We start from the raw sequence: 26,635 nt of genomic DNA, 5'->3' as shown, positions 1-26,635 counted from the left end.
AGAATGTTCGGTGGCTTCGCTTCTTCCTGCGAGGTAGAAAGCACCTCTACGTCAGAAGCTCCATCCCCCTCACATTCTGAGCGAGCCGCTTCCGCTTTTCTTATTGATTCAAGAATGCACGTAACATCCATGCGTGTTTTTCAAGTTCTGTGTAGATGCCAAGTAGTAGGTCAGATGTCATTTCGTCGTCTGTATCTTGTGCGATTTCCATACCTTTTTTCAGTTCGCCAAGCATCATTTCGTAGTCTTTCATAATTGCTGCGACCATCTCTTCTGCAGTTTCTCCGTAGCTTGCTTCTTGAACAGAAGATAATGTTAAATATTCTTTCATTGTCGCTACTGGTTTGCCGCCAATTGCTAAAATACGCTCCGCAATTTCATCAATGTTCGTAGCTGCTTCTGTATAAAATTGTTCGAATTTCTCATGAAGTGTAAAGAATTGAGGTCCTGTAACGTACCAATGGAAATTGTGTAATTTTGTGAATAAAACGTTCCAGTTTGCTACTTGTTTGTTTAATGCTTCAATTACTTGCGTGTTCATATGATCAATCCCCTTTAAAATGTTATTTTTATAACGTTTGTTAATTTATAATTATTATAATCTAATAATTGGTATGAAATCAACCCTTTCTGCATATATAATTTAAAATATTTTTGTGACACACATGTACGTTTAAAATAAGCGCCAATGTGACATATAAATAACAGCGAGTAAAGAGAAAGGAGAATGAAAATGCAGCTCCCATTTGAACGGATATATCAACAAGCTGGGAACTGGTATGTACTGGATGATGATTTTCCGTGGGATGTAAATCAAGTAAAGAAGGATATTTTCTCATTAATTGAACGGCGTGAGGTACCTGTTATTTTTTGTGATACGTGCGAAACGAATGATGTGTTAATACGATTAGGAGAAGAGGAAGAAGAATTTTTATTTCCTTTGAGTGGATTTTACCATAAAGAAAAGCGGCTCATTTTTGTTTGTATGTGGGAGAAGTATGAGAGCGTTCTAGAAACATTGTTGCATGAGTTTCGGCACGACATGCAGCATGAATATAAGTTATTGTACGTTGGAGATGAAATGTATGAAGAGCGGTGGATTGAAAAAGATGCAAGGGTGTTTGCGAAGAGAAAGCTGAGAGAATATAGAAGAAGGTATGTGAACTAAAATATGGTGTATAATATTCTTTTGTTATTAACTTACAAAAATATAGTAATTGACAATTATTAAGTTTAGTTCTAAACTGTAGTTACAAAGCTAAGTAACATAATTAAGTGAATTAGTACAAATCAGTTAGGGAAGCATACAGTAGTAGTTCCGCTTGTAGGTAACACAATTTTTTTAAGTACAGTTCGAAAAAATTTTAAATAATTATCTCGAATTCGAGATAATGTGGGGTGAAAAATATGTTTAAAAAAGTTGATCATAAAAAAATGGGAAGAGCAAATCACGGTTGGTTAAATACACATTTCCATTTTTCATTTGCAGATTATTATAATCCAAATAATATGAGATTCGGTGCACTTCGTGTTATTAATGATGATTTGGTAGCAGAACAAACAGGATTTGAGATGCATCCGCACCGTGATATGGAGATTATTTCTTACGTAGTGGACGGAGCGTTAACACACCAAGATAGTATGGGAAACCGTGGAACAATTGAACGTGGACATGTGCAATATATGAGTGCTGGAACAGGTGTCTTCCATAGCGAGCATAACTTAGGTGATGAAACATTGCGTCTTCTGCAAATTTGGATTTTACCAGACCGTTCTGGTCATACACCAAATTACGGTGAATTTAAATTTGATTGGAATAAACGTGAGAATACATGGTTCCACATGGTTTCGCCAATTGATGGCGGTGCAAAGGTTGAAATTCATCAAGATGCAAACTTGTACTCGCTTGCTTTAGAAAAAGGAAAAGAGCTTACATTCTCAGTTGGTGAAGGACGCCAAGCTTATTTAGTTCAAATTGAAGGAAGCGGTGTTGTGAACGGTGAAACGCTAGTAATGAGAGATGCAGCAGAAGCAATTGAAGAGGATATTCGCATTCAAGCAGCGGAAACAGCCCATTATTTAGTAATTGAGATGAAGAAACAATAAGTGTATTCCAATGGTAGCGTTTAAATAGGGCGCTACTAATTTTTTTGAATATTTTGTCGAAATTTTCTAAAAATTAAATGAAGGGTATTGCTAACTCCTCTAGAATTGTATAAAAGTGTCAAAAAAATAGGGATGGGGAGTGTTGTTTTTTTGAAAAAGAAAGTTCTATCTTCAACGGTAGCTTTGTCTATGGCTTTAGGAGCATTTGCGACATTAGGTACGTCAAGTACATATGCAGATGAGCAAAAGATTCAATACAACCAAGAGTTTCAAACACCATCTTTTATTGGGGAAGAGTGGAAAGCACCGGAAGGATTAGATAAAAAAGAAACGGTGTTTGAGTATTTAAAGAGTAAAAAAGACATGTTTAAGTTAGCAGGAAATATTGAGAAACATTTTGAAGTCGTTGGTGAAGAAAAAGATGCACAGGCAGAAACGACACATGTGAAGCTTATTGAAAAACATAATGGTGTTCCTGTTTATGGATCTGATCAAACAGTAGCGTTGGATAAAGATAATAATGTAAAAGCGTTTTTCGGGCAAGTTATCCCGAATTTAGAAGATAAAAATATTCCATCGAATGCGAGCATTTCAGAAGATGAGGCTGTAAATGCTGCGAAGGCTGATATTGAGAAAGAAATCGGCAAAGTAGATAACTATGATGGCATTAAAAAAGATTTATATGTATATGAAAAAGATGGGAAGTATTATCTTTCATATCTTGTAAAAGCATCAGTTTCAAAACCAGCACCAGGATACTGGCATTACTTTATTGATGCAACAAACGGAAATGTAATTGAGAAATATAATGCGATTGATCATATCACAGGGTTTGGATACGGTGTGTTAGGGAATCGAACAAGTTTTGAAATTGCACAGGATTCAAAAACTGGGGCTTTTCATTTATTCGATGGAAAACGTGGAAAAGGTGTTCATACATTTGATGCAAAAAATATGGATGAAAATTGGTTCAACTTATTCTCGCAATGGCTTGGATATACTGGTGAAGAAATAGAAAGTAAAAATAAATTCTTTGAGGATAAAGCAGCTGTTGATGCGCACGCTAATGCTGAGAAAGTATACGATTATTACAAGAAAACATTCAACCGTAATTCATTTGATAACGAGGGAGCGAAGTTGATTTCTACTGTTCATGTGGGGGAAGGGTGGAATAACGCAGCGTGGAACGGTGTCCAAATGATGTACGGAGACGGTGATGGGACAGAATTCATTCCATTATCAGCAGGACTTGATGTTATTGCACATGAGCTCACTCATGCAGTAACAGAGTACACTGCAAATCTAGAGTATAAAAATGAATCTGGAGCATTAAATGAATCGTTATCTGATATTATGGGGGCAATGGTAGACCGTGATGATTGGGAGCTTGGAGAAGATATTTATACGCCAAATGAACAAGGTGATGCATTGCGTTCTTTAAGTAATCCAGCTTCTATTCCAAATCCATTAAAGCCAGGTGAAGGCTACCCAGATCATTATAGTAAGCGTTACACAGGAAAGTATGATAATGGCGGTGTTCATATTAACAGCAGCATTAATAATAAAGCGGCATACTTAATTTCTGAAGGTGGCAAGCATTACGACGTTACTGTAAATGGCGTAGGCCGCGAAGCAACAGAAAAAATTTATTACCGCGCTCTTTCAAAATATTTAACTGCAAACTCAAACTTTAAGATGATGCGCCAAGCTGCAATTCAAGCAGCTACAGATTTATACGGCCAAAATTCTAAAGAAGTACAAGCCGTAAAGAAAGCATATGATGCAGTAGGAGTAAAATAAAGTGGAATTTCTATCAGTGGGGATTCTTCATCCCCACTGATAGAAAGCCCTCACCAATCGGGCTTTTACGAGCAGTTTTTTTCTTGTTTTTCCACGTTTTACTACCCGTTAATGCGGGATAAGAAACGAAAAGACCTGACTCATATCAGGTCTTTTTTCTCGTTTAATCACGAATGCCTAATGCGATTTTAGCAAGCCGTGACATGCGATCTTTTGTCCATGGTGGATTCCAAACAACATTTACTTCAATTTCATTTAATTCAGGAACATTTGTTGCTAATACTTTTTTGACATCAAATACGATTTGTCCAGCCATCGGACAACCAATTGAAGTCATTGTCATTGTAATAACGGCATTCTGTTGTTCGTCCGTTGTAACATCATATACTAATCCAAGATTTATAATATCGACGCCAAGTTCAGGATCAATAACAGCTTCCAAGTTGGCATATACTTTATCTTCTAAAGTTTGAGACATAGTAGCACCTCTTTTAATGAATGATATTTATTCTCATTATAGCGGGTTTGCAATGAAGATGCAGTGATCTGGCTCACAGTATTTTCATATAGGAAAAAAGCATTCCACATAACAAGGAATGCTTTTGTTACTACTTTGTTTTAAAACGAGAAACGAGTGTGTCAAGTTCTTCTACAACGTGTTTCATCTGCTCAGATGTCACAGACACGTTTTTTATGATATTTACTTGTTCTCCAGCAGAGTTTGCAGTTTGTGTTGTTTCTGCTGCTACTTCACCTGAGATAGAAGAAATATTATTAAGAGAAGCGTTCATTTGTTCGGCACTTGCAGCCATCTCTTCAGCAGTCGCTGAAACTTCTTGCATTTGTGAAGATACTGCATTAATTTGTTCGACAATGGTTGCGAAAGAAGAACCAGCCTCGCGAATCACTGTAATTCCTTGAGCAGCTTCTACTTGACCTTGTTCCATCATCGAATTTGCAGTTTTCGTATCATCCTGAATATGATGAAGCAACTGATTAATGCCTGTTGCAGCAGCTTTTGATTGTTCTGCAAGCTTTCGCACTTCATCTGCAACAACGGCAAATCCTTTTCCTTGCTCTCCAGCTCGCGCTGCTTCAATGGAAGCATTTAATGCAAGAAGATTCGTTTGTTCTGCAATATTAGAGATCGATTGGACAGCGGTATCAATATGTTTCGTATGAGTGATTAGACGTTCGACAACTTGAGATGTAGCATTCACTGCATCATGAATTGTTGTCATCTGTGTAATTGATTTTTTGATTACTTGACTACCTTCACTTGCACGGTCAGAAGTCGTTACCGTCAGTTCAGCAATGGCGGAAGCAGATTGGGCAATACGCTGTACACTAACTGCCATATCGTCCATTGCAGTAGAACTCTCTTCGATACTAGAAACTTGTGATTGAATATGATGTTCTAATTCGGACATCTTCGTTTGGATAGCGGTTGTTGCATCCATAGAGATATTCGTTTCTGTTAGTATATTGTCAGAAGCATTACGTACATTTAACGATGTTTGCTGTACTTGTCCAATGATATATTGGAGGTTCTTTAACATTTGATTAAAGGAAGCAGCAATGGCACCAATTTCATCATTACTGTTTACATCTAATCGTACTGTTAAGTCCCCATTTTGAGAAGCAAGTTCTTTGAGCTTTGTATTAATTTCTTGAATTGGTTTCACAAGTTTACCAGAGAACCACCAAGCCGTGATGATGGCAATAATTGTACAAAGGATAAGAGAAATAAAGATAATAGATTTAACGAGTGAGGATGAATCTTTTATTTGTTGGACGAGCTGATCACACCTCGCATTTTCATTATTGCTATATTTGGTGAAATCATGGACTAATGTATGAACAGTTTTATTTTGTTCAGCGGCAACTTTTATTGCCTCGTCCCATTTTCCTTCTTTAGTAAGAGGAATTATTCTTTCATTAATAAACTGACGCCACTGTGCTCCTAACTCCGTTGTATTTTTTATATTTTGAGGAGTCTTTGGATCGTTTAGTAGTTTTCCTTTTGTATCTTCTAATTGTTTGTCCATTTCATAAAATTCATCTAGTTCGGCAGGGTCATGTGTTAATAAATAATCTTGAAAGGCTAAAAGTTGTATTTGATATGTATTACCGTGTTCTAGTAAAAGTGTTGCTCTTGGTGCAACATCTTTTTGTAATGTCACGGCTATATTATTTTCGAGTTTGGCAAAGAAAAAAATAAAAGCTAATGCGATGCCAAATAAAGCGCAAATTGTACCTACCATAAACATCATTTTTTTACGAATGCTCATGTATTTCATAAGTATAAAATCCTCCTTTTATTAATTAATTTATACAAATTAATTAATATTATGATTTGATATTATGACCTGATATTAGGGATTATAGCAGACTGTATCATGGAAAGTAAGGGGAAATTTTTTCGTTGATTTATTACGAAGGAATTGTATAACCTTCAGCCTAGAGATACCAAGGGTTTTGAGAATATAAAAAACTGCCCAAAATAATTTAGGGGCAGTTCGTTTTTTGAGTTTTAATTTATATAAATCAATACATATAAGTCGCTGCTATGCAGAACAAAACATGGACGCTACTTGCTGTCTATCTTTGTTTTAAACTTTGCACGTGGCAGGAAAAGGAACTGACCGCCTCTATATATGGCCAGTTGCTCTCGCCCATCGAAAAAGAAAAGGGTTTTTATGTTAGTTTTCCAATTTGCATCTATATATAAACCTATGTTTAAGAGTCTGTTTTAAAACGAGAAACGAGTGTGTCGAGTTCTTCTACAACATGTTTCATTTCCTCAGATTTACTAGACATGTCTTTCATGATGTTTACTTGTTCTCCAGCAGAGTTTGCAGTTTGTGTTGTTTTTGCTGCTACTTCACCTGAGATAGAAGCAATATTATTAAGAGAAGCATTCATTTCTTCTGCACTTGCAGCCATCTCTTCAGCAGTCGCTGAAACTTCTTGCATTTGTGAAGATACTTCACTGATTTGTTCGACAATGGTTGTGAAGGAAGAACCAGCTTCACGAATGACTGTAATTCCTTGAGCAGCTTCTACTTGACCTTGTTCCATCATCGAATTTGCAGCTTTCGTATCAGCCTGAATATGGTGAAGTAATTGATTAATGCCTGTTGCAGCAGCTTTGGATTGTTCGGCGAGTTTTCGTACTTCATCTGCAACAACGGCAAATCCTTTTCCTTGTTCTCCGGCACGTGCCGCTTCAATGGAAGCATTTAATGCAAGAAGATTTGTTTGTTCCGCAATATTAGAGATAGATTGGACAGCTGTATCGATATACTCTGTATGAGTGATTAGACGTTCGACAACTTGAGATGTAGCATTCACTGCGTTATGAATGGTTGTCATCTGTGTAATGGATTCTTCGATTACTCGACTACCTTCGTTTGCTCGATCAGAAGTCGTTACAGTCAGTTCAGCAACGGCGGAAGCAGACTGGGCAATACGCTGTACACTAACTGCCATATCATCCATTGCAGTAGAGCTTTCTTCGATACTAGAAACTTGTGATTGAATATGATGTTCTAATTCGGACATCGTCGTTTGGATAGCGGTTGTTGCATCCATAGAGATATTCGTTTCTATTAGTATATTGTCAGAAGCACTTCGTACATTTAACGATGTTTTTTGCACTTGCCCAATGATATATTGTAGATTTTCTAGCATTTTATTAAAGGAAGCGGCAATTCTGCCAATTTCGTCATTACTTTTTACATCTAATCTTGCTGTTAAATCGCCGTCTTGAGAAGCAAGTTCTTTTAGCTTTATATCAATTTCCTGAATTGGTTTCACGATTTTGCCAGAGAACCACCAGGCTAAGATAATACCAATAATTGTACAAAGGATAAGAGAAATAAGGACAATAGATTTAACGAGTGAGGATGAGTCTTTTACTTGTTTGATAAGCTGATCACACTTCGTATTTTCGTCATTGCTATATTTGGTGAAATCACGGCTTACTGTATAAACAGTTTTGTTTTGTTCAGCGGTAAGTTGTATTGCCTCGTCCCATTTTCCTTCTTTAGTAAGAGGAATTATCTTTTCATTAATAAACTTACGCCACTGTCCTCCTAACTCCATTGTATTTTTGATATCTTGTGAAATATTTGGGTCGTTTAATAGTTTTCCTTTTGTATCTTCTAAGTGTTTATCTAACTCGTAAAACTTATCTAATTCGGCAGGATCACGTTGTAATAGATAAGCTCGAAAGGCTGAAAGTTGCACTTGATATGCCTCATTGCGTTCTATTAAAAGGTTTGTTTTTGGTGCAACATCTTTTTGTAATGTTACGGCTATATTATTTTCGAGTTTGGCAAAGAAAATAATAAAAGCTAATGCGATGCCAAATAAAGCACAAATTGTACCTATCATGAACATCATTTTTTTACGAATGCTTACGTATTTCATAATGATAAATCCTCCTTTTAACATTAATTTATTAGGATTAATTAATATTTAATGATTTGGTATTATTACCTGACATTAAAAATTATAGAAAAGTTTGGTATGTAAAGTAAGGAGATAATATTATTTATAAAAAATAAAATTTTTATTTTCATATATTAATATCGAAAGTTAGTTTATAGTAAATCGTTTAAAGATATTCTTATTTTACTGTAATTTTTCTTTGTTTCGTATGCAATTTTGCATACGAAAATATAGGTGAATGGCATGTAAAATGTTGTTTTGTTATACTATAAACATTTTTTGTGCGCTATTTTTTCGCATTAAATTAAAATTATGCTATTTCTTGTGGGGATATTAGGTTAAAATGATTAGAATTTATGAAAAGAAAATGTTTATTGTTTTTTTAATATAATTATTTCTTGTTTGTAAAATATTACTATGGAAATTTTTATATACTTATAATAAGAATTTGGGATTTACATACCAAAAAGATAATGTTTTAATAACGATATGAGTTTTTTACATTCTTATATATATCCAAGTTAAAAAACGACATAAAAACCCCTTTCTTTTAGAGGAGGGGAGAGCATCTAGTTGTGCATGGAAAAGGGGTTAGGGCCTTTCCTGCCACGTACAAGGTTTGAAAACAAAAGTAGCCAAACAGTGCAGGCCCCTGCCCTGTTTGCATGACAGCAGTCTATATGCCAAAAAATGAATTTATAAGTAATAGAGAGACACATCTTCACTAGAATCATACCCTTTTCTAAATTTCTAAAAGGTATAGCTGAGTAGTCACGTTTAAAGCTATATATAGCTTTAAGAAACGAAATATTAAAAATTACATCTACGATATTTGTATAAAGTATAGATTTATTCTTAGTACCAGATACATCAATTATACACTTTGCGTTGGCAAATAGAGATCATCTTTAAAACGTGGAAATCACTCTTCGATATAAAATGTTTTCAATTTAGCATATTGTTTTACAAGAATAAAATTACTAAGTGTGGCAATAGACATTTACGACAAATGTTGTATTTTATGATGCAAGGTATGATTCACCAAAGCTTCTTTAGGAACAATCATTTCGTGGAATACTACGATAAATTAAAAATGCAACCTTATAACAAATGTCATAAAGTTGCATCCGTTGCATGTGTGAATAAGTTATCGAAAGTGGCATTTCATCTTATCGCACATAACCTATCTTACGATTATGAGATTGTTTCAATACCTTCGTAATCATGTGAAGATCAAACATTTGATTTTCGATTCTGATAAACCTGTTTAAGATTCTGTTTTAAAACGAGAAACGAGTGTGTCGAGTTCTTCTACAACATGTTTCATTTCCTCAGATTTAACAGACATGTCTTTCATGATGTTTACTTGCTCTCCAGCAGAGTTTGCAGTTTGTGTTGTTTCTGCTGCTACTTCACCTGAGATAGAAGCAATATTATTAAGAGAAGCATTCATTTCTTCTGCACTTGCAGCCATCTCTTCCGCAGTTGCTGAAACTTCTTGCATTTGTGAAGATACTTCATTGATTTGTTCGACAATGGTTGCGAAGGAAGAACCAGCCTCGCGAATCACTGTAATTCCTTGAGCAGCTTCTACTTGACCTTGTTCCATCATCGAATTTGCAGTCTTCGTATCAGTCTGAATATGGTGAAGTAATTGGTTAATGCTTGTTGCAGCAGCTTTTGATTGTTCTGCAAGCTTTCGCACTTCATCTGCAACAACGGCAAACCCTTTGCCTTGTTCCCCGGCACGTGCTGCTTCAATAGAAGCATTTAACGCAAGAAGATTTGTTTGTTCCGCGATATTAGAGATCGATTGAACAGCTGTATCGATATGCTCTGTATGAGTGATAAGACGTTCGACAACTTGAGATGTAGCATCCACTGCGTTATGAATGGTTGTCATCTGCGTAATTGATTTTTCGATTACTTGACTACCCTCACTTGCACGGTCAGAAGTCGTTACAGTCAGTTCCGCAATGGCGGAAGCAGATTGGGCGATACGTTGTACACCGATTGCCATGTCATCCATTGCAGTAGAACTTTCTTCGATACTAGAAACTTGTGATTGAATATTATGTTCTAATTCAGACATTGTCATTTGGATATCAGTTGTTGCGTTCATGGAAATCTTTGTTTCTTTTAGTATGTTGTCAGAAGCACTTCGTACATTTAACGATGTTTTTTGTACTTGTCCAATGATATATTGGAGGTTTTCTAACATTTGATTAAAGGAAGCGGCAATGGCACCAATTTCATCATTGCTTTCTACAGATAAACGTGCTGTTAAATCCCCATCTTGAGAAGCGAGTTCTTTGAGCTTTGTATCAATTTCCTGAATTGGTTTCACAAGTTTACTAGAGAACCACCAGGCTACCATAATGCCAATAATTGTACAAAGGATAAGAGAGAGAAGAACAATAGATTTAACAAGTGAGGATGAATTTTTTACTTGCTCAATAAGTTGATCACACTTTTTATTTTCGGCATTGCTATATTTTTCGAAATCCCCGATTACTTTAAAAATAGTTCCATTTTGTTCAGCGGTAATTTTTGCTGCTTCGTCCCATTTGTCTTCTTTAGTAAGAGGAAGTACCTTTTCAATAACAAAATGACGCCATTGTGCTCCCGACTCCATTGTATTTTTGAGATCCTGCGAAATACTTGGGGCGTTTAATAGCTGTCCTTTTGTATCTTCTAATTGTTTATCCATCTCATAAAATTTATCTAATTCGGCAGAATCATGTGTTAATAGATAACCTCGAAAAGCCGAAAGTTGTACTTGATACGCCTTATTACGTTCTATTAAAAGCGTTGTTCTTGGTGCAACATCTTTTTGTAATGTTATTGCTACATTGTTTTCACTTTTTGCAAAGAAAAAGATAAAAGCTAATGCAATACCAAATAAAGCACAAATTGTTCCCATCATAAACATCATTTTTTTACGAATGCTCACGTATTTCATAATGATAAATCCTCCTTTTGTAATTTGTTTATAAAGATTAATTAATATTATGATTAAAAAGTGCTTTATTTCGAGTGACATCGAAATAAAGCACTTTTTGTTCCTATAGAAATTATAGCAGACTATAGTATAGAAAGTGAGAAAATATTTTATTATTCGTTTATAAGAATTTACTTTCCTCCACTGTGTATAAGTCGCTTTTATACAATCTTGTTTAAGACTCAGTTTTAAAACGAGAAACGAGCGACTCAAGTTCTTCTACAACGTGTTTCATCTGTTCAGACATAATAGACATGCCGTTTATTACGTTTACTTGCTTACCGGCAGAGCTTGCGGTTTGGGTAGTTTCTGCTGCTACTTCATGAGAGATAGAAGCGATATTGCCCAGAGAGGTATTCATTTCTTCTGCACTCGCAGCCATTTCCTCAGCAGTTGCTGAAACTTCCTGCATTTGTGAGGATACCTCATTAATTTGTTTGACAATGGTTGTAAAAGAAGAACCAGCTTTTTGCATAATTGCAATTCCTTCAGCAGCTTCTATTTGACCTTGCAGCATCATCGTATTTGCAGCACTCGTATCATTTTGAATATGATGAAGCAACTGATTAATATTTGTTGCAGCTGTTTTTGATTGTTCGGCAAGTTTTCGCACTTCATCTGCGACAACCGCAAATCCTTTTCCATGTTCCCCAGCGCGGGCGGCCTCAATGGAAGCATTTAATGCAAGAAGGTTCGTTTGTTCTGCAATATTAGAGATTGCTTGGACAGCGTAATCAATCGACTTTGTATGAGAAATCAGGTGCTCAACAACTTCCGATGTTGCGTGAACAGCTTTGTGGATCGCACTCATTTGTGTAATAGATTGTTCGATTACGTGACTACCAACATCAGCTTGTTCTGAAGTTGTCACAGCAAGTTCTGCAACAGTAGAAGCGGATTCAGCAATGCGTTGTACACTAACGGTCATATCATCCATTGCGGTAGAGCCCTCTTCAATACTAGAAACTTGAGAGTGAATGCTATGATCTAACGCCCGCATTGTTGTTTGAATTTGAGTTGTTGCGCCTATCGAATGTTTCGTTTCTGTTAACATTCTTTCAGAAGCTGTTTTCACGTCCGAAGATGTTTTTTTCACCTGGTTAATAATAGTTTGTAAATTGGAAAGCATTTGATTAAATGATACGGCAATGTCGCCAATCTCATCATTACTACGTATAGGAAGGCGAACTGTTAAGTCACCGTCTTGAGATGCTAGTTCTTTTAATTTAGAATCAATCTCTCGAATAGGTTTTACAAGTTTACCAGATAACCACCATGCTAGTATAAGAGCTATTATTGTACATAGGATAAGGGACAAGAAAATAGTAAACTGCATAACGGTTGATGAGTGCTTTATCTGATTTATTAACTCATCCCGCTTTGCGTTTTCTTGATCTGTATATTTTTTGAAATTAGCTAAAATGGTATCGCCAATTTCGTTTTGCTGCAAGGAAATTTTGCTTGCTTCCTCCCATTTTCCTTCTCTTGTAAGAGGAAGAACTTGGTCATCCATTACACTACGCCATTTTCCTCCCATGTTAATGGTATCTTTCATTTCTTGTGGGAGACTTGTATCGCTTGTTATTTTTTCGCGTGTATCGGCTAATTGTTTTCCTGCCTTATTAAACTTTGCTAGATCTTTTTCATTGTGCGCCAATAAATAGTCATGTAAGCCAGAGACTTGAGCTTGGAATAAATCCCCGCGTTCTTTTAAGATAGTTGCTTTGCGCGAAACATCAGATTGTAATATTTCCGCTTGGTGTGCTTGACTAGTAGAGAAAAATAAAATAACTGCTAAAGCAATGCTAAATAATAAGCAAACGCTTAGTAGCATAAAGATGAGTTTCTTACGAATGCTAACGTACTTCATTTATAATCCCGTCCTTTATCTTTTTATTAGGATTTTTATATAAATACAAATTGAAAAAATGACATAAAAACCACTTTTTTAGGGAAGGAGACCAGAGCAACTGGCCATGCATAGAAGCGACTTATATGTTGAAAAATCAACTTGTATTTATATATAATTTTCAAAAGGAAAGCGCTTTATCCCGCGTTGACGGGAAGTAAACCCCCACCAATCCACTTACACTTTTCTGAAGAGGATTGGTGGGGGTGAAGTTTCACTTTATCTCATACTGCTGGGAGGGCATTGTCATGAGATAAAGTAGATATGTGAAAATTATAACAAATAGTATAAAAGAGAAATATAGAGATAGGCTTTTGTTCGGAAAATGTATACATTTATATATAGGAGTTTTAGAAGTTTATAAATATAAAAATATGTATTGTATTTCTAAAGTAGATGCTGTATAATCCTAATAAATCGATAATGATTATCATTATTATCGTCATGTGTGTTGTTATACCTTTTTGGGTTGTGTAGTCCCAAAAACTAATTGTCCTATCTAACAATTGGTAATCTCTTATCTCAACTTATACTTACTATACACAGAAGAAAAGCTCTCTTCATTTTGGAAGAGAGCTTTTCTATATATTTTTGGCGATGAGTGTATATAGTCCAGGAATACGGTCTTCCGTTCCTTTCGGAGCATGAGGAGGAAAGACCCATTTTTGCTGTGTGCCACATTCTTCTATGAGCTCCTCAATATGAAGGTCTGCCTGGGAAATGCTTGTTACGATTTCTCCTAATGTCCATCTGCGGATCATGTTTTTTGGTAAAGCGATACGCTCTGCTTCTGATAAGAGTGTACTGTAGGCTACATCTACCTCGATTATATCTTTTTGAAAGTAATTCCCGCTTGCAATTATTTTGTCATCTTCTACTTGCAACAGTTTTGTATACATAGGGTGGTAGTCTCGTAAAATAAATATGCCCCTGTGTTTTAGTAATTGAGAAATGATAGTAAATAACGGCTTTAAATCTACAAAATAGTGAAGCACGCCAAGCTCAAGTAATACTACGTCAAATGAGCCGATTGTTTCTTGTATATTGAGCACATCGGACACGATGTATTCAATATGTGTTTCAGCGGATGCGGCAAGTTCCCTTGCATATTTTGCGTTGCCTTCCGAAATATCAACAACGGTTACATCTGCTCCGAGCAGTGAAAGAGCAACTGCTTTACTTCCTTTTGATCCCATTAGATTTATAATTCGTTTCCCGTGCACTTCACCGATATAAGGTACATAATGTGTGACCTCGACAGCTGGATTTTCTTGTATTCGCTTGCCGTAAGACTGCGGTGTTCCGTGGCGATTTGTCCAAGCTTCATAAGCTGATTTACTCCAGCCAGTTTTATTCGTTGCGCTTAATTGCTCTTGATTCAAAACAATCTCTCCTTTCCGTAAAGGTATATAGTTTCCTTGCGAAAATAAAAAATCCTTCTGCGTATTTATAAAAAAGTTTGATTTTTCTGCATAATATATATACAATTTAAATTACATACGAAAAGCATTGAAGAGGAAAAGTAGAATGCCCCCATTCTTTCCAGAGAGCTTCGGGAGCTGAAAAGAAGCAAGAATGATCATTTGAACAATGGCCTCTGAGCTTCGTCCTGAACTTATCACTTGATAATAGTAGGCGGCGGCGAGCCTTGACTCTCGTTATCAAAGTCACAGTATACGAGTAATGATTGCTCCGTATTTGCAAAGGTCAATTGTGTGAGCAATTGATGAAATAAGGTGGTACCACGACTGTATATACAGCCTCGTCCTTATCTTTTTAAAAGATAAGGGCGGGGCTTTTATATTTTTAAAGGAGGAATGTAGGATGAATATTTTTATTGGAGGCGCTTGGCCATATGCAAATGGATCGTTGCATCTTGGGCATATCGCTAGTTTACTGCCAGGAGATATTTTAGCACGTTATTCTCGGTTAAAAGGGAACAATGTGTTATATGTATCAGGAAGTGATTGTAACGGTACACCGATTACGATTCGGGCTAAGCAGGAAGGGGTAAGTGTTAAAGCAATTGCGGATCGCTATCACGAAGAATTTGAACGATGTTTTCAGGCGCTTGGGTTTTCATATGATTATTATGCTCGTACTGACTCTGTTGCTCACCATCAAGTCGTTCAGAAGATTTTCTTAGAGCTTTTAGAAAATGGATTTATTTATAAAAAGACAGCAGAGCAAACATACTGCGAGACTTGTGTCCAATTTTTACCGGATCGGTATGTGGAAGGCGTTTGTCCGCACTGCGGTGCGGGTGCACGTGGTGATCAGTGCGATGCGTGTTCTGCTATTTTAGATCCGCTAGATTTATTGGAGAAAACATGTAAACTGTGCGGCACTGCACCAACAATTAAGGAGACAGAGCATTTTTATTTTGCAATAAAGTCATTACAGCAGAAGCTAGAAGAATATGTAGAAACAGTAAAGCAAAGCGGTACGTGGCGCGAGAACGCTGTGCAATTAACGCTACGTTATTTACAAGAGGGTTTACAAGACCGTGCTGTTTCAAGAGATTTATCAATTGGCGTGAGCGTTCCTGTTTCTGGATACGAAGATAAGAAGGTGTACGTGTGGATTGAGGCTGTGTCTGGGTATTATTCAGCAAGTAAGCAATGGGCGCAAGAAACAAACAGTGATGATTCACCATTTTGGCAAGAAGAGACACGGACGTATTATGTGCATGGCAAAGATAATATTCCGTTTCATACAATCATTTGGCCAGCTATTTTGCAGGGGATACAAGTAGAAGCATTGCCTAAATATATTGTTTCGAATGAATATTTAACGATCGAAAAAAGAAAGTTATCGACAAGTAAAAACTGGGCTGTTTGGGTTCCTGAAATTTTGAAGGAATATCACCCTGATTCGATCCGCTATTTTTTAACTGTAAATGCACCTGAAAATCGGGATACGGATTTTTCATGGCGGGAATTTATTTATAGTCATAATAGCGAATTGTTAGGGGCATATGGGAATTTTGTAAATAGAACGCTAAAATTTCTTGAAAAATATTATGAGAACACTGTACCGACTGGCCAAATGAATGAGGAGATTGAAGAAAAGCTAGAGGGATTATACGTTGAAATAGGAGAATTCATTGAAAAAGCGCATTTTAAACAAGCGTTGGAGACGATTTTTGAGCAAGTTCGCTATGCAAATAAATATTTCGATGAAAGGCAGCCATGGAAACAAATAAAAGAAGACAAGACGGCGTGTGATGACACGATGAGAAACTGTATTCACTTCATCGTGAATTTTGCGCAAGTATTAGCACCGTTTCTTCCATTTTCGTCCGAGCAAGTGCAGCAAATGTTAGGAGTTTCAAAGAATGGATGGAACTATACGAGTGAGAATCCAGTTCGTATTTTAAATGTATCGCCGTTATTTGAACGGATTGATGTGAAGAAAATTGCGGAAGAAGTTGAAAAACTGAATGAGTCTTTCAATGGTATATGAGAAGTGGGATACGTCTCGGTTGATGATATATAGCCTCCCTCTCCTTACAAAAATGTAAGCTTATTGTAAGTTATTACAATAGCAGGTTTCTAGGAGTTTTTATACAATAAAAATATGAAATAAGAACGTTATAGAAGATTGCGTATTAGAAAGAAAAGGAGAGGTCAACATGGAATGGGTTCATGAATTATTTCAACAGTATGGATACTACGTTGTACTTGTTGGGTTACTGTTAGAATATATTGCACTTCCGTTTCCGGGAGAGCCAACATTAGCTTACGCAGGATATTTAGCGCATACAGGTGAGTTACACTTACCATTATTAATCGTTTTCTCTTTCTTAGGGACAAGTGTTGGGATGACAATTCAATATTTTGTAGGGAACAAGCTCGGTATGCCATTTATTCAAAAGTACGGAAAATATGTCTTTTTAACGCAGCGTAAAATTGATTTAACGAGGAAGTGGTTCGATAAATATGGGCATTCCTTAATATTTGTTGCATTCTTTATTCCTGGTGTGCGCCATTTTACAGGATATTTTGCAGGAATTATTAATTTACCATTTCGCCGCTTTGCGATAACAGTTTATTGCGGAGCATTGTTTTGGGTATTGTTCTTCTTAGTAGGCGGTTATTGGTTAGGCGGCAACATAGATGCTATTTTTGGATTGCTTGAGAATCATATCGGAAAGATTATTATCGGTGTTGTGGTGATTGTGGCGGTAAGTGTAGCTATACGATTTCGTAAAGAAATTAAACGTGTGTTTGCACACACAGTAAATTAAAATAATCCATTTCATGTTGAGGAAGGCAGTGCTTCTGTTGAGAGAAGCGCTGCCTTTTTGTATAGGTAAGCTAGTGTGTTGTTCATTATCGGTAAGAACAGAAATATACGTAGTTATAATATAAAAACAAAGGTAGGAGAGGCCCAAAAACCAGAGATAACAGAGAACCAAAAAGCAGTAGTACATATTTGTATAAAGCTTATTATGAGTGCTACTACATTCTTTTTTAATACACTTATAACGAAAAGTAAGCTGTAAAGGATGGTAAGAATACTCCAAAATACATTGATAGAATTTGTAATAGGCAGCGAATTTTCAGGTATTCCAAGAATGAAGAATAGAATAGTCATGAAAATCATGAGAAAGGGAATACAGGCTAGCGAAGTAAATAATACATTTTTATCACGAATACCTTGAATTATTAGTAGAAGTGCAAACAATATAATCGACAAAAGTAATAGTACCATAATATGTACTCCTTCCTTATAACTAAAGTGTAATATTACACTTTAGTTATAAGGTATAACATGGAAGCTGTAAATATTTTGTATTATGAATTGTTGGTCATCTAAAAAGTAGGGATTTTTAGGCGTTTTTTCAATTTATACTTATATAGTATGTGCTTTTATGTTATATACATAATATAACGTATTTTAAATGTTAATTAGTAAGATAATCGGGTATTTTAAGTTTTTTATATGTACAATTTAAAGATGCGAGGGCCCTTTAAAGTTTTATGTATCTAATATTCTTTATGTTTTAATTTAATGATAAAAGGAGAACTACTATGAGCTTACGAACACGAATTTTAGGAATTGTATTTGTAGTCATCCTAGGGCTGGCGAGTATGAATTTTATATTTTTATACTTTACTGCGAAAGGCACTGGCGAACAAACAATTGGTGAGTTAGGGAAGGTTCAAGTTGAGGCAATGAAAAAGCAATTTGATAAAGACACATATGAATTGTGGTTAAAAGATCCCCAAAAAAATGATGCATATGAAAAGCTGCGAACTGCATTAAATGAAATGCGTGAATATAACGGTACATTATATGTATATACGCTGAATTTTAAGAAGGATGAAGCGGTTATTATGATTGATGGGCAGCCAAGTTCAGAAGAAGCTTCACCGATTGGGGAGAAGTCTGATAGTAGTCAGGCAGAAATCAAAAAGCTGCAACAAGGTGAATGGGTATACAGTCCCATTATAAATGATGAAAACTACGGGAAATACATGTCCGTTCTTGTGCCGTTGCAAGATAAAAAGGGCCAAGTTTATGGAGCACTAGGAATGGATATAAAAGCTTCTGTTGTCGACACGATTATGCATAACTTGTTGTCAGATCGAATGGTAAAAATGGCTCTTATTAATATAGGAATTGTGGCCGCTGCCTTTGTATGTTTGTTCTATTTTATTTATCGAGGGTTAAAGCCGCTTCATACGTTGAAAGAAGAAACGAAACGAATTGCAGAAGGGGATTTAAGAGAACTTCGTATTTCATCTCGTAAAAAAGATGAGATTGGACATATGATTCGTTCTTTCGGATATATGGTGGAGAATTTAAGAGGAATATTGCAAGGTGTACAGAAGGCGACACACTCTGTAACGCAAACATCGGAAATGTTACTTTCTTCTACACATGAGATGAAAGAACAGAACCAGACCATTTTATTATCGAGTCAAGAAATTACGAATAGTAATGCACAAACTGTTTCTTCGATGGAACAAGTTTCGAGTGCGATGCATTCTTTTGAAGAAGAAATACGCGGCGTTGAGCATGCGGTAGGAGATATGAAAAGTATTTCTCAGGCGATGGCACAGGCTGGCGAAGAAGGCCAGGGAATGTTACATAATACAGTTATGCAAGGAAAAGAAATGAAAGAGACGTTCTATCAATTTGAAGATACAGTCAATTCTTTATTATCACAAGTAAGCCATACGGGAGAAATTTTATATACAATTGAAGATATTGCGGCGCAAACGAATATGCTTTCCTTAAATGCAGCTATTGAAGCAGCTAGAGCGGGAGATTCGGGAAGAGGATTTGCGGTTGTGGCAGAAGAAGTGAAATTATTAGCGGATCGTACTGCGGAGCAAACAGGGAATATTCGTCAATTAATTTATAAGATGCAGCAAGAAGCGTCTGGTACGACAGAGCAACTGTCACAAGCGTTGCAGCAATATGATGCGCAGTTCAATCAAGTAAGTGTTGTAGCAGAGCAAATGAAGGCATTGCAATATATTTCAAACGAATTAAATGAGTCACTGCAGCATGTGATTGAAAAAATGGAAACGATGAAACAGCAACAGGGCGTGATTCATACAGAAGTATTGTCTGTTACGGCTGCAAGTGAAGAAACTGCTGAAGCTACCGAAGAAGTAAGTGTTACAATAGAAGAAGTGGCAAAACATATGAATGTGTTTACACAAGAAGTGCAAGAAATGGCAGCGCAAATTCACGAATTGAGTGAACAAACGAAGCGCTTTACACTGTCATAAAGTGAAACCTGTATTTATAGTGGTTCAGTTGAGAAACTAAATATATAAGTAAAAAAACGACATAAAACCCCTTTTTTTAGAGGGGAGAGAGCATCTGACCATGCATAGAAGCGGTCAGTGCCCTTTCCTGCCACATGCGAGGTAAAACAAAGTGAAAAAGCAAGTGCAGGTTCTTTTGTATAGCCGCAATCTATACGCTGGGAAATTAAGATGGATATATATGATATAAAAAGACCATCCTTTTTCAAAGTGAACTGAATAAGGATGATCTTTTATTTGATATAGCAAGAAATGATTATGAATTGCTTTCCGCCTGAACAGGACTGTCATCTTGCAGCAAATCAAAGATATCGGCTATGCAAAATGCAATAAACCACGTCCATAGACCATGGAAGAAAGCTGTGCTAAGCTGCAATGGTAAGTCATAATTCGTTGTTGAAAATGAGATGCAAGCGCCAACGATACCGATCATTATTAAAAGCTTCGTTTTTCTAGCATTTTCTGCTGAACTAAAAAGGAAGAAAATAAACGAACCAAGAACGGAAGCGCTTACAATTGAATCAATTCCATTAATATATACATTTTCACCAATATGAATATTTGTCCAAAAGCATAAGAGACCGCCTGCTATGGAAAATAATGTTGCGATCATAAGTTTAATTTTTTTGTTCATACGTTTTACTCCTTTATCATTTGAATAGGAGAACCAATATATAAATCAAAATCTAGATTTATATAAGAATGAAATAAGATACTATATATAGATGCAAATTGAAAAATTAACATAAAACCCCTTCTTTTTCGGTGGGAGAGAGCAACTGGCCATGCATAGAAGCGGTCAGTGCCTATTTCTGCCAGATGCGATGTTTTAAAACAAAGGGAGCAAGCGAGTACAGGTCGTGTTGCACTCTGCATAACAGCTACTTATATGTCGAAAAATTAAAATGGATTTATATATGTGTATTACTTACTTTTATGATATACACATAGTATAACATGTTTCAGATTCGAATAAAAATAATTATCAGATATTTTGAATTTTGGCGTACGTTATCCAACGATAGCATAAAGTGAAAATGAAAACGCAAGGACATCATCCTTGCGTTTTGTTATATACGTTTAAAGCGTCCGACTACTTCTACGGTTTCTGTAATGTTAATAAAAGCATGACAATCAACGTGCCTTATTAGACGTTTAATTTCTCCTAGTTCATAGCGCGTAACAACTGTGTAAATCATTTTTTTCTTATGATTTGTATATCCGCCGACAGCATCGACCATTGTTACACCGCGAATTCCGTTTTGGAGCAAAGCTCTTTTCACGATATCCCCTTTTTCTGTAACAGTCATCACTGTTAATTTAATGTGCTTTGTATGAATGGAATCGATTACTTTACTTGCTACAAATCGGCTGATCAGTGTGTAAAGTGTAATATCCCATCCGAAAATAAAACCAGCGATTACAAGTAGAATAAGGTTAAAGACAAAAATAATAGAACCAATTGAAATATCTCTATGTTTTGCAACAATTAACCCAATAATATCGAATCCGCCCGTCGAAGAAGCAAATCGGAAAATGATTCCTGTGGCAGCCCCACACAGCACGCCGCCAAAGACAGAAGATAATAAAATATCATCTGAGATTTGATGAACGGGAATAATATTCATCGTAAGCGTCGATATCGTAACGAAATATGCTGTTAAAAAAGTTGTTTTCTTTCCTAAGTAAAAATAGCTAAGAAAGAGAAGTGGAATGTTTAATAAAAAGATGAGCGCACCAATGTTGTAGTGCATTAAATAACCGATAATCATCCCAACACCAGTAAAGCCGCCACTAATCATGTGATGTGGAATAAAAAACATATTCATTGAAACCGCATAAAAAGTTGAAGCAACTAAAATAACAATCAGTTGAATGATGAATTCTAAATGCCATGTTTTTGCAGCTGGGAATGATAAAAAGGCGGTATCGGGAACGTAATCGGCGTCTCCTAGTTGGCCCATGTCTGTTTTCATCTCCATATTCTTTTTTGTTTACAAGAAGAGAATAATGCTTTTTTCACCAACTGACAATAGTTTTATTAAATTGCAAAAATTTTATAAAATTTTTACAATTTAAGCGTATGTAGAAAAACATGAATATGTCAAATATAAGGAATTTACATGTTGAAGTGGTGTGATATAATCCTGTCATAAGGATGTGAAGAGATGGAATTTCTGTTGCAAGATGCAATGTTATATATATCTGTTGTAACAACGGCACTTTGTTTATTAGAAGTTTTGTTTCTCACTAATGTTTCGCGTTTTGTACGCCAACAAACATATAGAGGGAGACAGAAGGCTTTTGCATGTGTTGAAACGTGCGAGAAGCATATAGGGAATACTTCGTTTTTCTCTGTCTTTTATAAACATGGAATGGCCCGCTCAGTCCGCAGGCAAGAAGCAAGCGGAGAGAGTGATGATGTAGGTCCGTATATACCAATGTTTCGCTAACGAATTATGAAACATTGGAGGAATATATATGTTTAAATCATACCGAGCTTGGCTCGTAAGTTTATCATTATTACTTGTTGTTGTTTTATCGGGATGTGGTAATGCAAATGCGAATGCAAGTGCAAGTGCAGCACCAATTGATGCGAGTAGTCCTGGATTTTGGAATCACTATATTTTATATCCAATTTCTGTTATGTTGCAGTTTGTGGCACACCATTTGCCGAATCATAGCTTTGGAATCGCCATTATCATTATTACGATTGTAGTTCGTACGATCTTACTGCCACTGACGATTACGCAATATCGTAGTCAATTAAAAACAAAGAAAATACAGCCGGAACTTCAGAAATTGAAGGAGAAGTACGGCGATATGACGAAAAATCCAGAGAAGCAAAAGCAATATCAACAAGAAACGATGATTTTAATGAGAACGAACGGTGTGAACCCAATGATGGGATGTTTACCACTCTTGTTGCAAATGCCGGTTTTCTCAGCATTGTACTATGCCATTAGTCATACGGAAGAGATTCGTACAGCTTCTTTCTTATGGGTAAATTTAGGGCATCCAGATCCGTATCACATTTTACCTGTCCTTGCTGCTCTGTCAACATTCCTGCAGATGAAAGTATTTCAATCTAATATGACAGGAGAACAAAGCCAAGTATTAAAAGTTCAGCAGTTTATGATGCCGGCAATGATTTTATTTATGGGATTTGCTGCACCGTCAGGACTCGTCTTGTACTGGATTACAAGTAACTTATTTACTGTCATTCAAACTGTGTTATTAAAGAAAGTAATGGACCGTGAAGATGGACAACTGCAAGAGGCATAAGAGAAGATCGTTGTTATGATATAAAGAAGGAGTTAACCTAAAATACTGCTTTAGCAGGATTTTGGTTAACTCTTTTTTTATAAATACAAAATGAAAAACCATTTTTTTAGATGGGCGAGAGGAACTGGCGATGCGTGGGAGGGTATGTTTTATTCTGCGTAACAACGATTTACATGTTGAAAAAGCGCCACTAATATTAGCTTTGTTTGATATAACTGTTATACTATACTGAAATAATTCTACTATGTACTATAAAACACACTTGCTTTTTTAAAAAAATTCAATATAATGAATATTAATAATAAAATTCGACATTATAAAAGTACTGATAAGGACATGATCTATTTTTTACGATTTTCAGAGAGGGAAGCCTTAGGCTGTGAGTTTCCTAATACGAAAGAATAGTTTACCACCTTTGAACTGCAGCAGTGAACGGATATCTAGTAATTGTTTGCCGGCAATCGCCGTTATCTGAAACTTGAGCAATTGGTGATTTGTGTCTTCATGCCAATTGGAACAAGGGTGGAACCACGAATATAACACTCGTCCCTTTTATTAGGGATGAGTGTTTTTTTTATTTAAATCATACTAGGGTTAGAGGGAGGACACACAGTTATGCATCACGATGACAAAAACAAAATTGGCCTAACGGTCGCATTATCAATTGTTGTTGGAACAATTATCGGGTCTGGCGTATTTATGAAACCAGGTAAGGTATTGGATTACGCCGGTAGTTCTAACATGGCAATCTTTGCTTGGGTAGTAGGGGGTATTTTAACCTTAGCAAGTGGTTTAACGGTTGCAGAAATCGGAGCGCAAATTCCGAAAAATGGTGGTTTGTATACGTATCTAGAGGAGATTTATGGTAAGTTTTGGGGTTATTTATCTGGATGGATGCAAACACTTGTATATGGACCAGCAATTATTGGAACATTAGGATTGTATTTTAGCTCATTAGTTTTAAACTTTTTCCATATTGATAAAGTGTGGAATTTACCAATTGCGATTGGAACAGTTGTATTTCTTGGGGTTATAAATAGTGTAGGAACAAAATATGGGGGCATTGTTCAAACAATAACAACAATCGGGAAAATGATCCCAATTGTGCTTATTATTGTGATGGGATTTTGGAAAGGGAATAGCGATGTATTTAACGTTGTTGTACCAGATTCTGCAAATCAAAGTATGGGGATGGCAATTTTAGCAACATTATTTGCATATGATGGCTGGATTCTACTCGCGTCTATCGGCGGTGAAATGAAAAATCCAACAAAGTTATTACCAAAAGCATTGACAGTTGGGATTCTTATTGTAACAGCAGCATATGTGTTAATTAATATGGCATTATTAAATGTTTTACCAGCACCGCAAATTGTTGCTCTTAGTGAGAATGCAACAGCGACAGCAGCTGATATGTTATTAGGCCAATATGGTGGGAAATTGATTAGTATAGGTGTTATCGTTTCGATATTCGGATGTTTGAATGGAAAAATTTTAACGTTCCCTCGTATTCCAGTATCAATGGCGGAGCGTGGTCAACTTCCGTTCTCAAAATTTATTTCAAAAATTAATGATAAGTTTCAAACGCCAGCAAACGCAATCTTTGTTGAAATTCTACTTGGTATTATTTTAATGTTGATCAGTGATCCGAATGAACTGTCTGAGATTTCCGTATTTATTATTTATATTTTCTATGTTATGACATTTATCGGGGTGTTCATTTTAAGAAAGCGTAATGCAGGACAAAAACGTGAATATAGTGTACCTTTATATCCAATCGTACCAGCATTAGCAATTTTAGGATCACTATTTGTAATCGGAAGTGCGATTATTAATGAGCCAACTAGATGTTTTTTGTCAATTGCTATCGTGTTAACAGGATTACCAGTGTATTGGTATTTAAATAAGAAGCAAGTAAATAAATAGAGATTTTGAAAATAGGCATCTTTTGAAGATGTCTATTTTTTTGTGCAAGGATATGGGAAGAGAGTGTGGAATATGTTCGTTATATATAAGTAAAAAAAGATAGACCCCCCTTTTTTAGGGAGGGGTGAGAGAATCTGGATGTTTGTAGCAACGGTCAGGGCCTTTTCCTGCCACGTGCGAGTGAAGGATATGTTGTTTTTTCATAGCAGGGACTATGTGTCGGAACATTAAAATAAATTTATATAAACAGAAGAGGTGCTAGTTATGATGACAGGATCTATAATTGGTTTTCTATTTAGTATACTTCCTATTTTGATACTTTGCTTTGTATTTCGCTGGATTCGATTTATCTATATAAACTCAGAGGAACAAATCAAACAAAATGAAAAAATTATCTCATTATTATCGGATATTAAGAAGCAAAATGAAGAACGGACATGAATAGAATACATGTCCGTTTTTTAATAACGCAGTTTCATTAAGAGGCTTCGGATTTCTTCATCATCCATAAATAAATCATGATGTTTCTCGGTAATTTTCGCAAGGGCAACGTCATGATAGAAAAACTCTATGAAAAATTTAACGAATGGCTGGGACATTGTTTTCATTGCTTGCCATGAGTTTTGCTCGGCGCCCGCAAATAAAATTTCACGATCATCAATAATGATGAGTAAAAAGCGCTCAAGCGCATGGTGCTCTTCTGTTGGGATGAGGAGATGGATGTTTTCTAATGTCGTATCCACACTTCCTACAATAAGCGCTTCTATCTCGACGCCTTGCTTTTTCTTTTCTTCTAGAAGCGGCATATACTCTAGGAATGTATCATTCCATGCAGACATACGAATAGATTTCTTTGCGCCTTGCACAAGTTGTTTACTTTGCGCGTGAATAGAAGATTGTACTTTTAAACTCCAGACACGGTCATCTGTAAATATTTTCTTTGATACGTTGTTTTGTAACTCTTCAATATTTGCTTGAAATTCTGCTGTTAATTTTTCAATAGCAAGCTGCAGCGGCAGAGCTGTATATAGCTTTTTCTTTTCTGAAACAGAATCCATCACCATACCTTTATCGACAAGGCGTACTAATATTTCGTATATCTTTGCCTTTGGAACACCAGAATACTTTACGATGCTCGTTGCATCAAGTGGATCTTCGCTTGAAACGAGAACTTCGTATGCTTGACTTTCATATTGTGAGAAACCGAATCTTTGTAACATAATTCCTCCCGGGCGAAAAATTCTTGTGTCTTAAGAATAAATAACTCTTCTTCGGAATACAAGTACAGTTATTCAAGAGGGTCTAAATGTTTTTATGAAAACTTTAATAAAAAGGAAGATTAAGGTTTTACAAATATCATTTATT

Annotated in this window: 20 protein-coding genes, 1 pseudogene and 2 other annotated features; of the genes and pseudogenes, 11 read left to right on the top strand and 10 right to left on the bottom strand. The window is 36.0% G+C overall.

The features are described 5' to 3' along the window. Positions 1-100: 100 nt before the first annotated feature. Positions 101-541: a Dps family protein gene (locus H280_RS0117080; RefSeq protein WP_020062354.1), complete on the bottom strand. Its 441-nt coding sequence runs from the start codon at positions 539-541 to the stop codon at positions 101-103. A 192-nt stretch (positions 542-733) separates the two neighbouring features. Between H280_RS0117080 and H280_RS0117075 the strand changes: the two genes are divergently transcribed. The 3 genes from H280_RS0117075 (at position 734) to H280_RS0117065 (ending at position 3,906) form a co-directional block, all read left to right on the top strand. After that, entirely contained in the window at positions 734-1,168 is a 435-nt protein-coding gene (locus tag H280_RS0117075; protein ID WP_020062353.1) for a DUF3920 family protein, read from the top strand. Positions 1,169-1,407: 239 nt separating this feature from the next. Next, positions 1,408-2,106: a pirin family protein gene (locus H280_RS0117070; RefSeq protein ID WP_020062352.1), complete on the top strand. Its 699-nt coding sequence runs from the start codon at positions 1,408-1,410 to the stop codon at positions 2,104-2,106. Between the two features lie 150 nt (positions 2,107-2,256). Beyond that, on the top strand, positions 2,257-3,906 hold the full coding sequence (locus tag H280_RS0117065) for a M4 family metallopeptidase (protein WP_020062351.1): 1,650 nt from the start codon (positions 2,257-2,259) through the stop codon (positions 3,904-3,906). Between the two features lie 163 nt (positions 3,907-4,069). Here the strand turns inward: H280_RS0117065 and H280_RS0117060 are convergent, their stop codons facing one another. From H280_RS0117060 to H280_RS0117050, 3 genes are all read right to left on the bottom strand, one after another. Next, complete coding sequence (locus H280_RS0117060) at positions 4,070-4,384, bottom strand: metal-sulfur cluster assembly factor (RefSeq protein ID WP_020062350.1); 315 nt, start codon at positions 4,382-4,384, stop codon at positions 4,070-4,072. Positions 4,385-4,514: 130 nt separating this feature from the next. Beyond that, positions 4,515-6,206: a methyl-accepting chemotaxis protein gene (locus H280_RS0117055; RefSeq protein WP_020062349.1), complete on the bottom strand. Its 1,692-nt coding sequence runs from the start codon at positions 6,204-6,206 to the stop codon at positions 4,515-4,517. A gap of 439 nt (positions 6,207-6,645) precedes the next feature. After that, positions 6,646-8,340: a methyl-accepting chemotaxis protein gene (locus tag H280_RS0117050; RefSeq protein WP_020062348.1), complete on the bottom strand. Its 1,695-nt coding sequence runs from the start codon at positions 8,338-8,340 to the stop codon at positions 6,646-6,648. Positions 8,341-9,223: 883 nt separating this feature from the next. Between H280_RS0117050 and H280_RS25825 the strand changes: the two are divergent. Then, a pseudogene (locus H280_RS25825) lies at positions 9,224-9,310 on the top strand (transposase); the annotation flags it as partial. A 318-nt stretch (positions 9,311-9,628) separates the two neighbouring features. Here the strand turns inward: H280_RS25825 and H280_RS0117045 are convergent. The 3 genes from H280_RS0117045 to H280_RS0117035 all read right to left on the bottom strand — a co-directional run bounded on the left by H280_RS0117045 (position 9,629) and on the right by H280_RS0117035 (position 14,653). Further along, complete coding sequence (locus tag H280_RS0117045) at positions 9,629-11,323, bottom strand: methyl-accepting chemotaxis protein (protein ID WP_020062347.1); 1,695 nt, start codon at positions 11,321-11,323, stop codon at positions 9,629-9,631. Between the two features lie 214 nt (positions 11,324-11,537). Then, a complete protein-coding gene (locus H280_RS0117040; RefSeq protein ID WP_020062346.1) occupies positions 11,538-13,232 on the bottom strand; it encodes a methyl-accepting chemotaxis protein in 1,695 nt (564 codons plus the stop codon). A gap of 620 nt (positions 13,233-13,852) precedes the next feature. Then, positions 13,853-14,653 carry a class I SAM-dependent methyltransferase gene (locus H280_RS0117035; protein WP_020062345.1) on the bottom strand — a complete coding sequence of 267 codons (801 nt, stop codon included), beginning with the start codon at positions 14,651-14,653 and terminating at the stop codon, positions 13,853-13,855. 118 nt (positions 14,654-14,771) lie between these two features. Beyond that, positions 14,772-15,044, top strand: a binding site (T-box leader). A 51-nt stretch (positions 15,045-15,095) separates the two neighbouring features. Between H280_RS0117035 and metG the strand changes: the two genes are divergently transcribed. The 3 genes from metG to H280_RS0117015 all read left to right on the top strand — a co-directional run bounded on the left by metG (position 15,096) and on the right by H280_RS0117015 (position 20,020). Then, positions 15,096-16,736, top strand: a complete 1,641-nt coding sequence (gene metG / locus H280_RS0117030; protein WP_020062344.1) for a methionine--tRNA ligase — start codon at positions 15,096-15,098, stop codon at positions 16,734-16,736. Positions 16,737-16,905: 169 nt separating this feature from the next. Continuing rightward, positions 16,906-17,520 (top strand): DedA family protein, encoded by a 615-nt coding sequence (locus tag H280_RS0117025; protein ID WP_020062343.1) that lies wholly within the window; start codon positions 16,906-16,908, stop codon positions 17,518-17,520. A 787-nt stretch (positions 17,521-18,307) separates the two neighbouring features. Then, the gene (locus tag H280_RS0117015; protein WP_020062341.1) at positions 18,308-20,020 is read left to right on the top strand and encodes a methyl-accepting chemotaxis protein; all 1,713 of its coding nucleotides are present in this window, start codon (positions 18,308-18,310) and stop codon (positions 20,018-20,020) included. A gap of 295 nt (positions 20,021-20,315) precedes the next feature. Here the strand turns inward: H280_RS0117015 and H280_RS0117010 are convergent, their stop codons facing one another. Further along, entirely contained in the window at positions 20,316-20,693 is a 378-nt protein-coding gene (locus tag H280_RS0117010) for a DUF3938 domain-containing protein (protein ID WP_020062340.1), read from the bottom strand. A gap of 436 nt (positions 20,694-21,129) precedes the next feature. After that, entirely contained in the window at positions 21,130-22,023 is an 894-nt protein-coding gene (locus H280_RS0117005; RefSeq protein WP_020062339.1) for a YitT family protein, read from the bottom strand. Positions 22,024-22,227: 204 nt separating this feature from the next. Between H280_RS0117005 and H280_RS0117000 the strand changes: the two genes are divergently transcribed. From H280_RS0117000 to H280_RS25820, 4 genes are all read left to right on the top strand, one after another. Next, complete coding sequence (locus tag H280_RS0117000) at positions 22,228-22,512, top strand: hypothetical protein (RefSeq protein ID WP_020062338.1); 285 nt, start codon at positions 22,228-22,230, stop codon at positions 22,510-22,512. Positions 22,513-22,540: 28 nt separating this feature from the next. Beyond that, positions 22,541-23,344 carry a membrane protein insertase YidC gene (gene yidC / locus H280_RS0116995; protein ID WP_020062337.1) on the top strand — a complete coding sequence of 268 codons (804 nt, stop codon included), beginning with the start codon at positions 22,541-22,543 and terminating at the stop codon, positions 23,342-23,344. Positions 23,345-23,660: 316 nt separating this feature from the next. Next, positions 23,661-23,898, top strand: a binding site (T-box leader). A 61-nt stretch (positions 23,899-23,959) separates the two neighbouring features. Beyond that, entirely contained in the window at positions 23,960-25,270 is a 1,311-nt protein-coding gene (locus H280_RS0116990) for an APC family permease (protein ID WP_020062336.1), read from the top strand. 264 nt (positions 25,271-25,534) lie between these two features. Further along, positions 25,535-25,711: a hypothetical protein gene (locus tag H280_RS25820; RefSeq protein ID WP_020062335.1), complete on the top strand. Its 177-nt coding sequence runs from the start codon at positions 25,535-25,537 to the stop codon at positions 25,709-25,711. 20 nt (positions 25,712-25,731) lie between these two features. Here the strand turns inward: H280_RS25820 and H280_RS0116980 are convergent, their stop codons facing one another. Beyond that, positions 25,732-26,490 carry a TrmB family transcriptional regulator gene (locus tag H280_RS0116980; protein ID WP_020062334.1) on the bottom strand — a complete coding sequence of 253 codons (759 nt, stop codon included), beginning with the start codon at positions 26,488-26,490 and terminating at the stop codon, positions 25,732-25,734. Positions 26,491-26,635 lie beyond the last annotated feature (145 nt).

Origin of the sequence: Bacillus sp. 123MFChir2 (assembly GCF_000383235.1) — a bacterium.
Lineage (GTDB): Bacteria > Bacillota > Bacilli > Bacillales > Bacillaceae_G > Bacillus_A.
The sequence above is the reverse complement of the archived record's forward strand: the minus strand, read 5'-3'. Positions and strand labels throughout refer to the sequence as shown.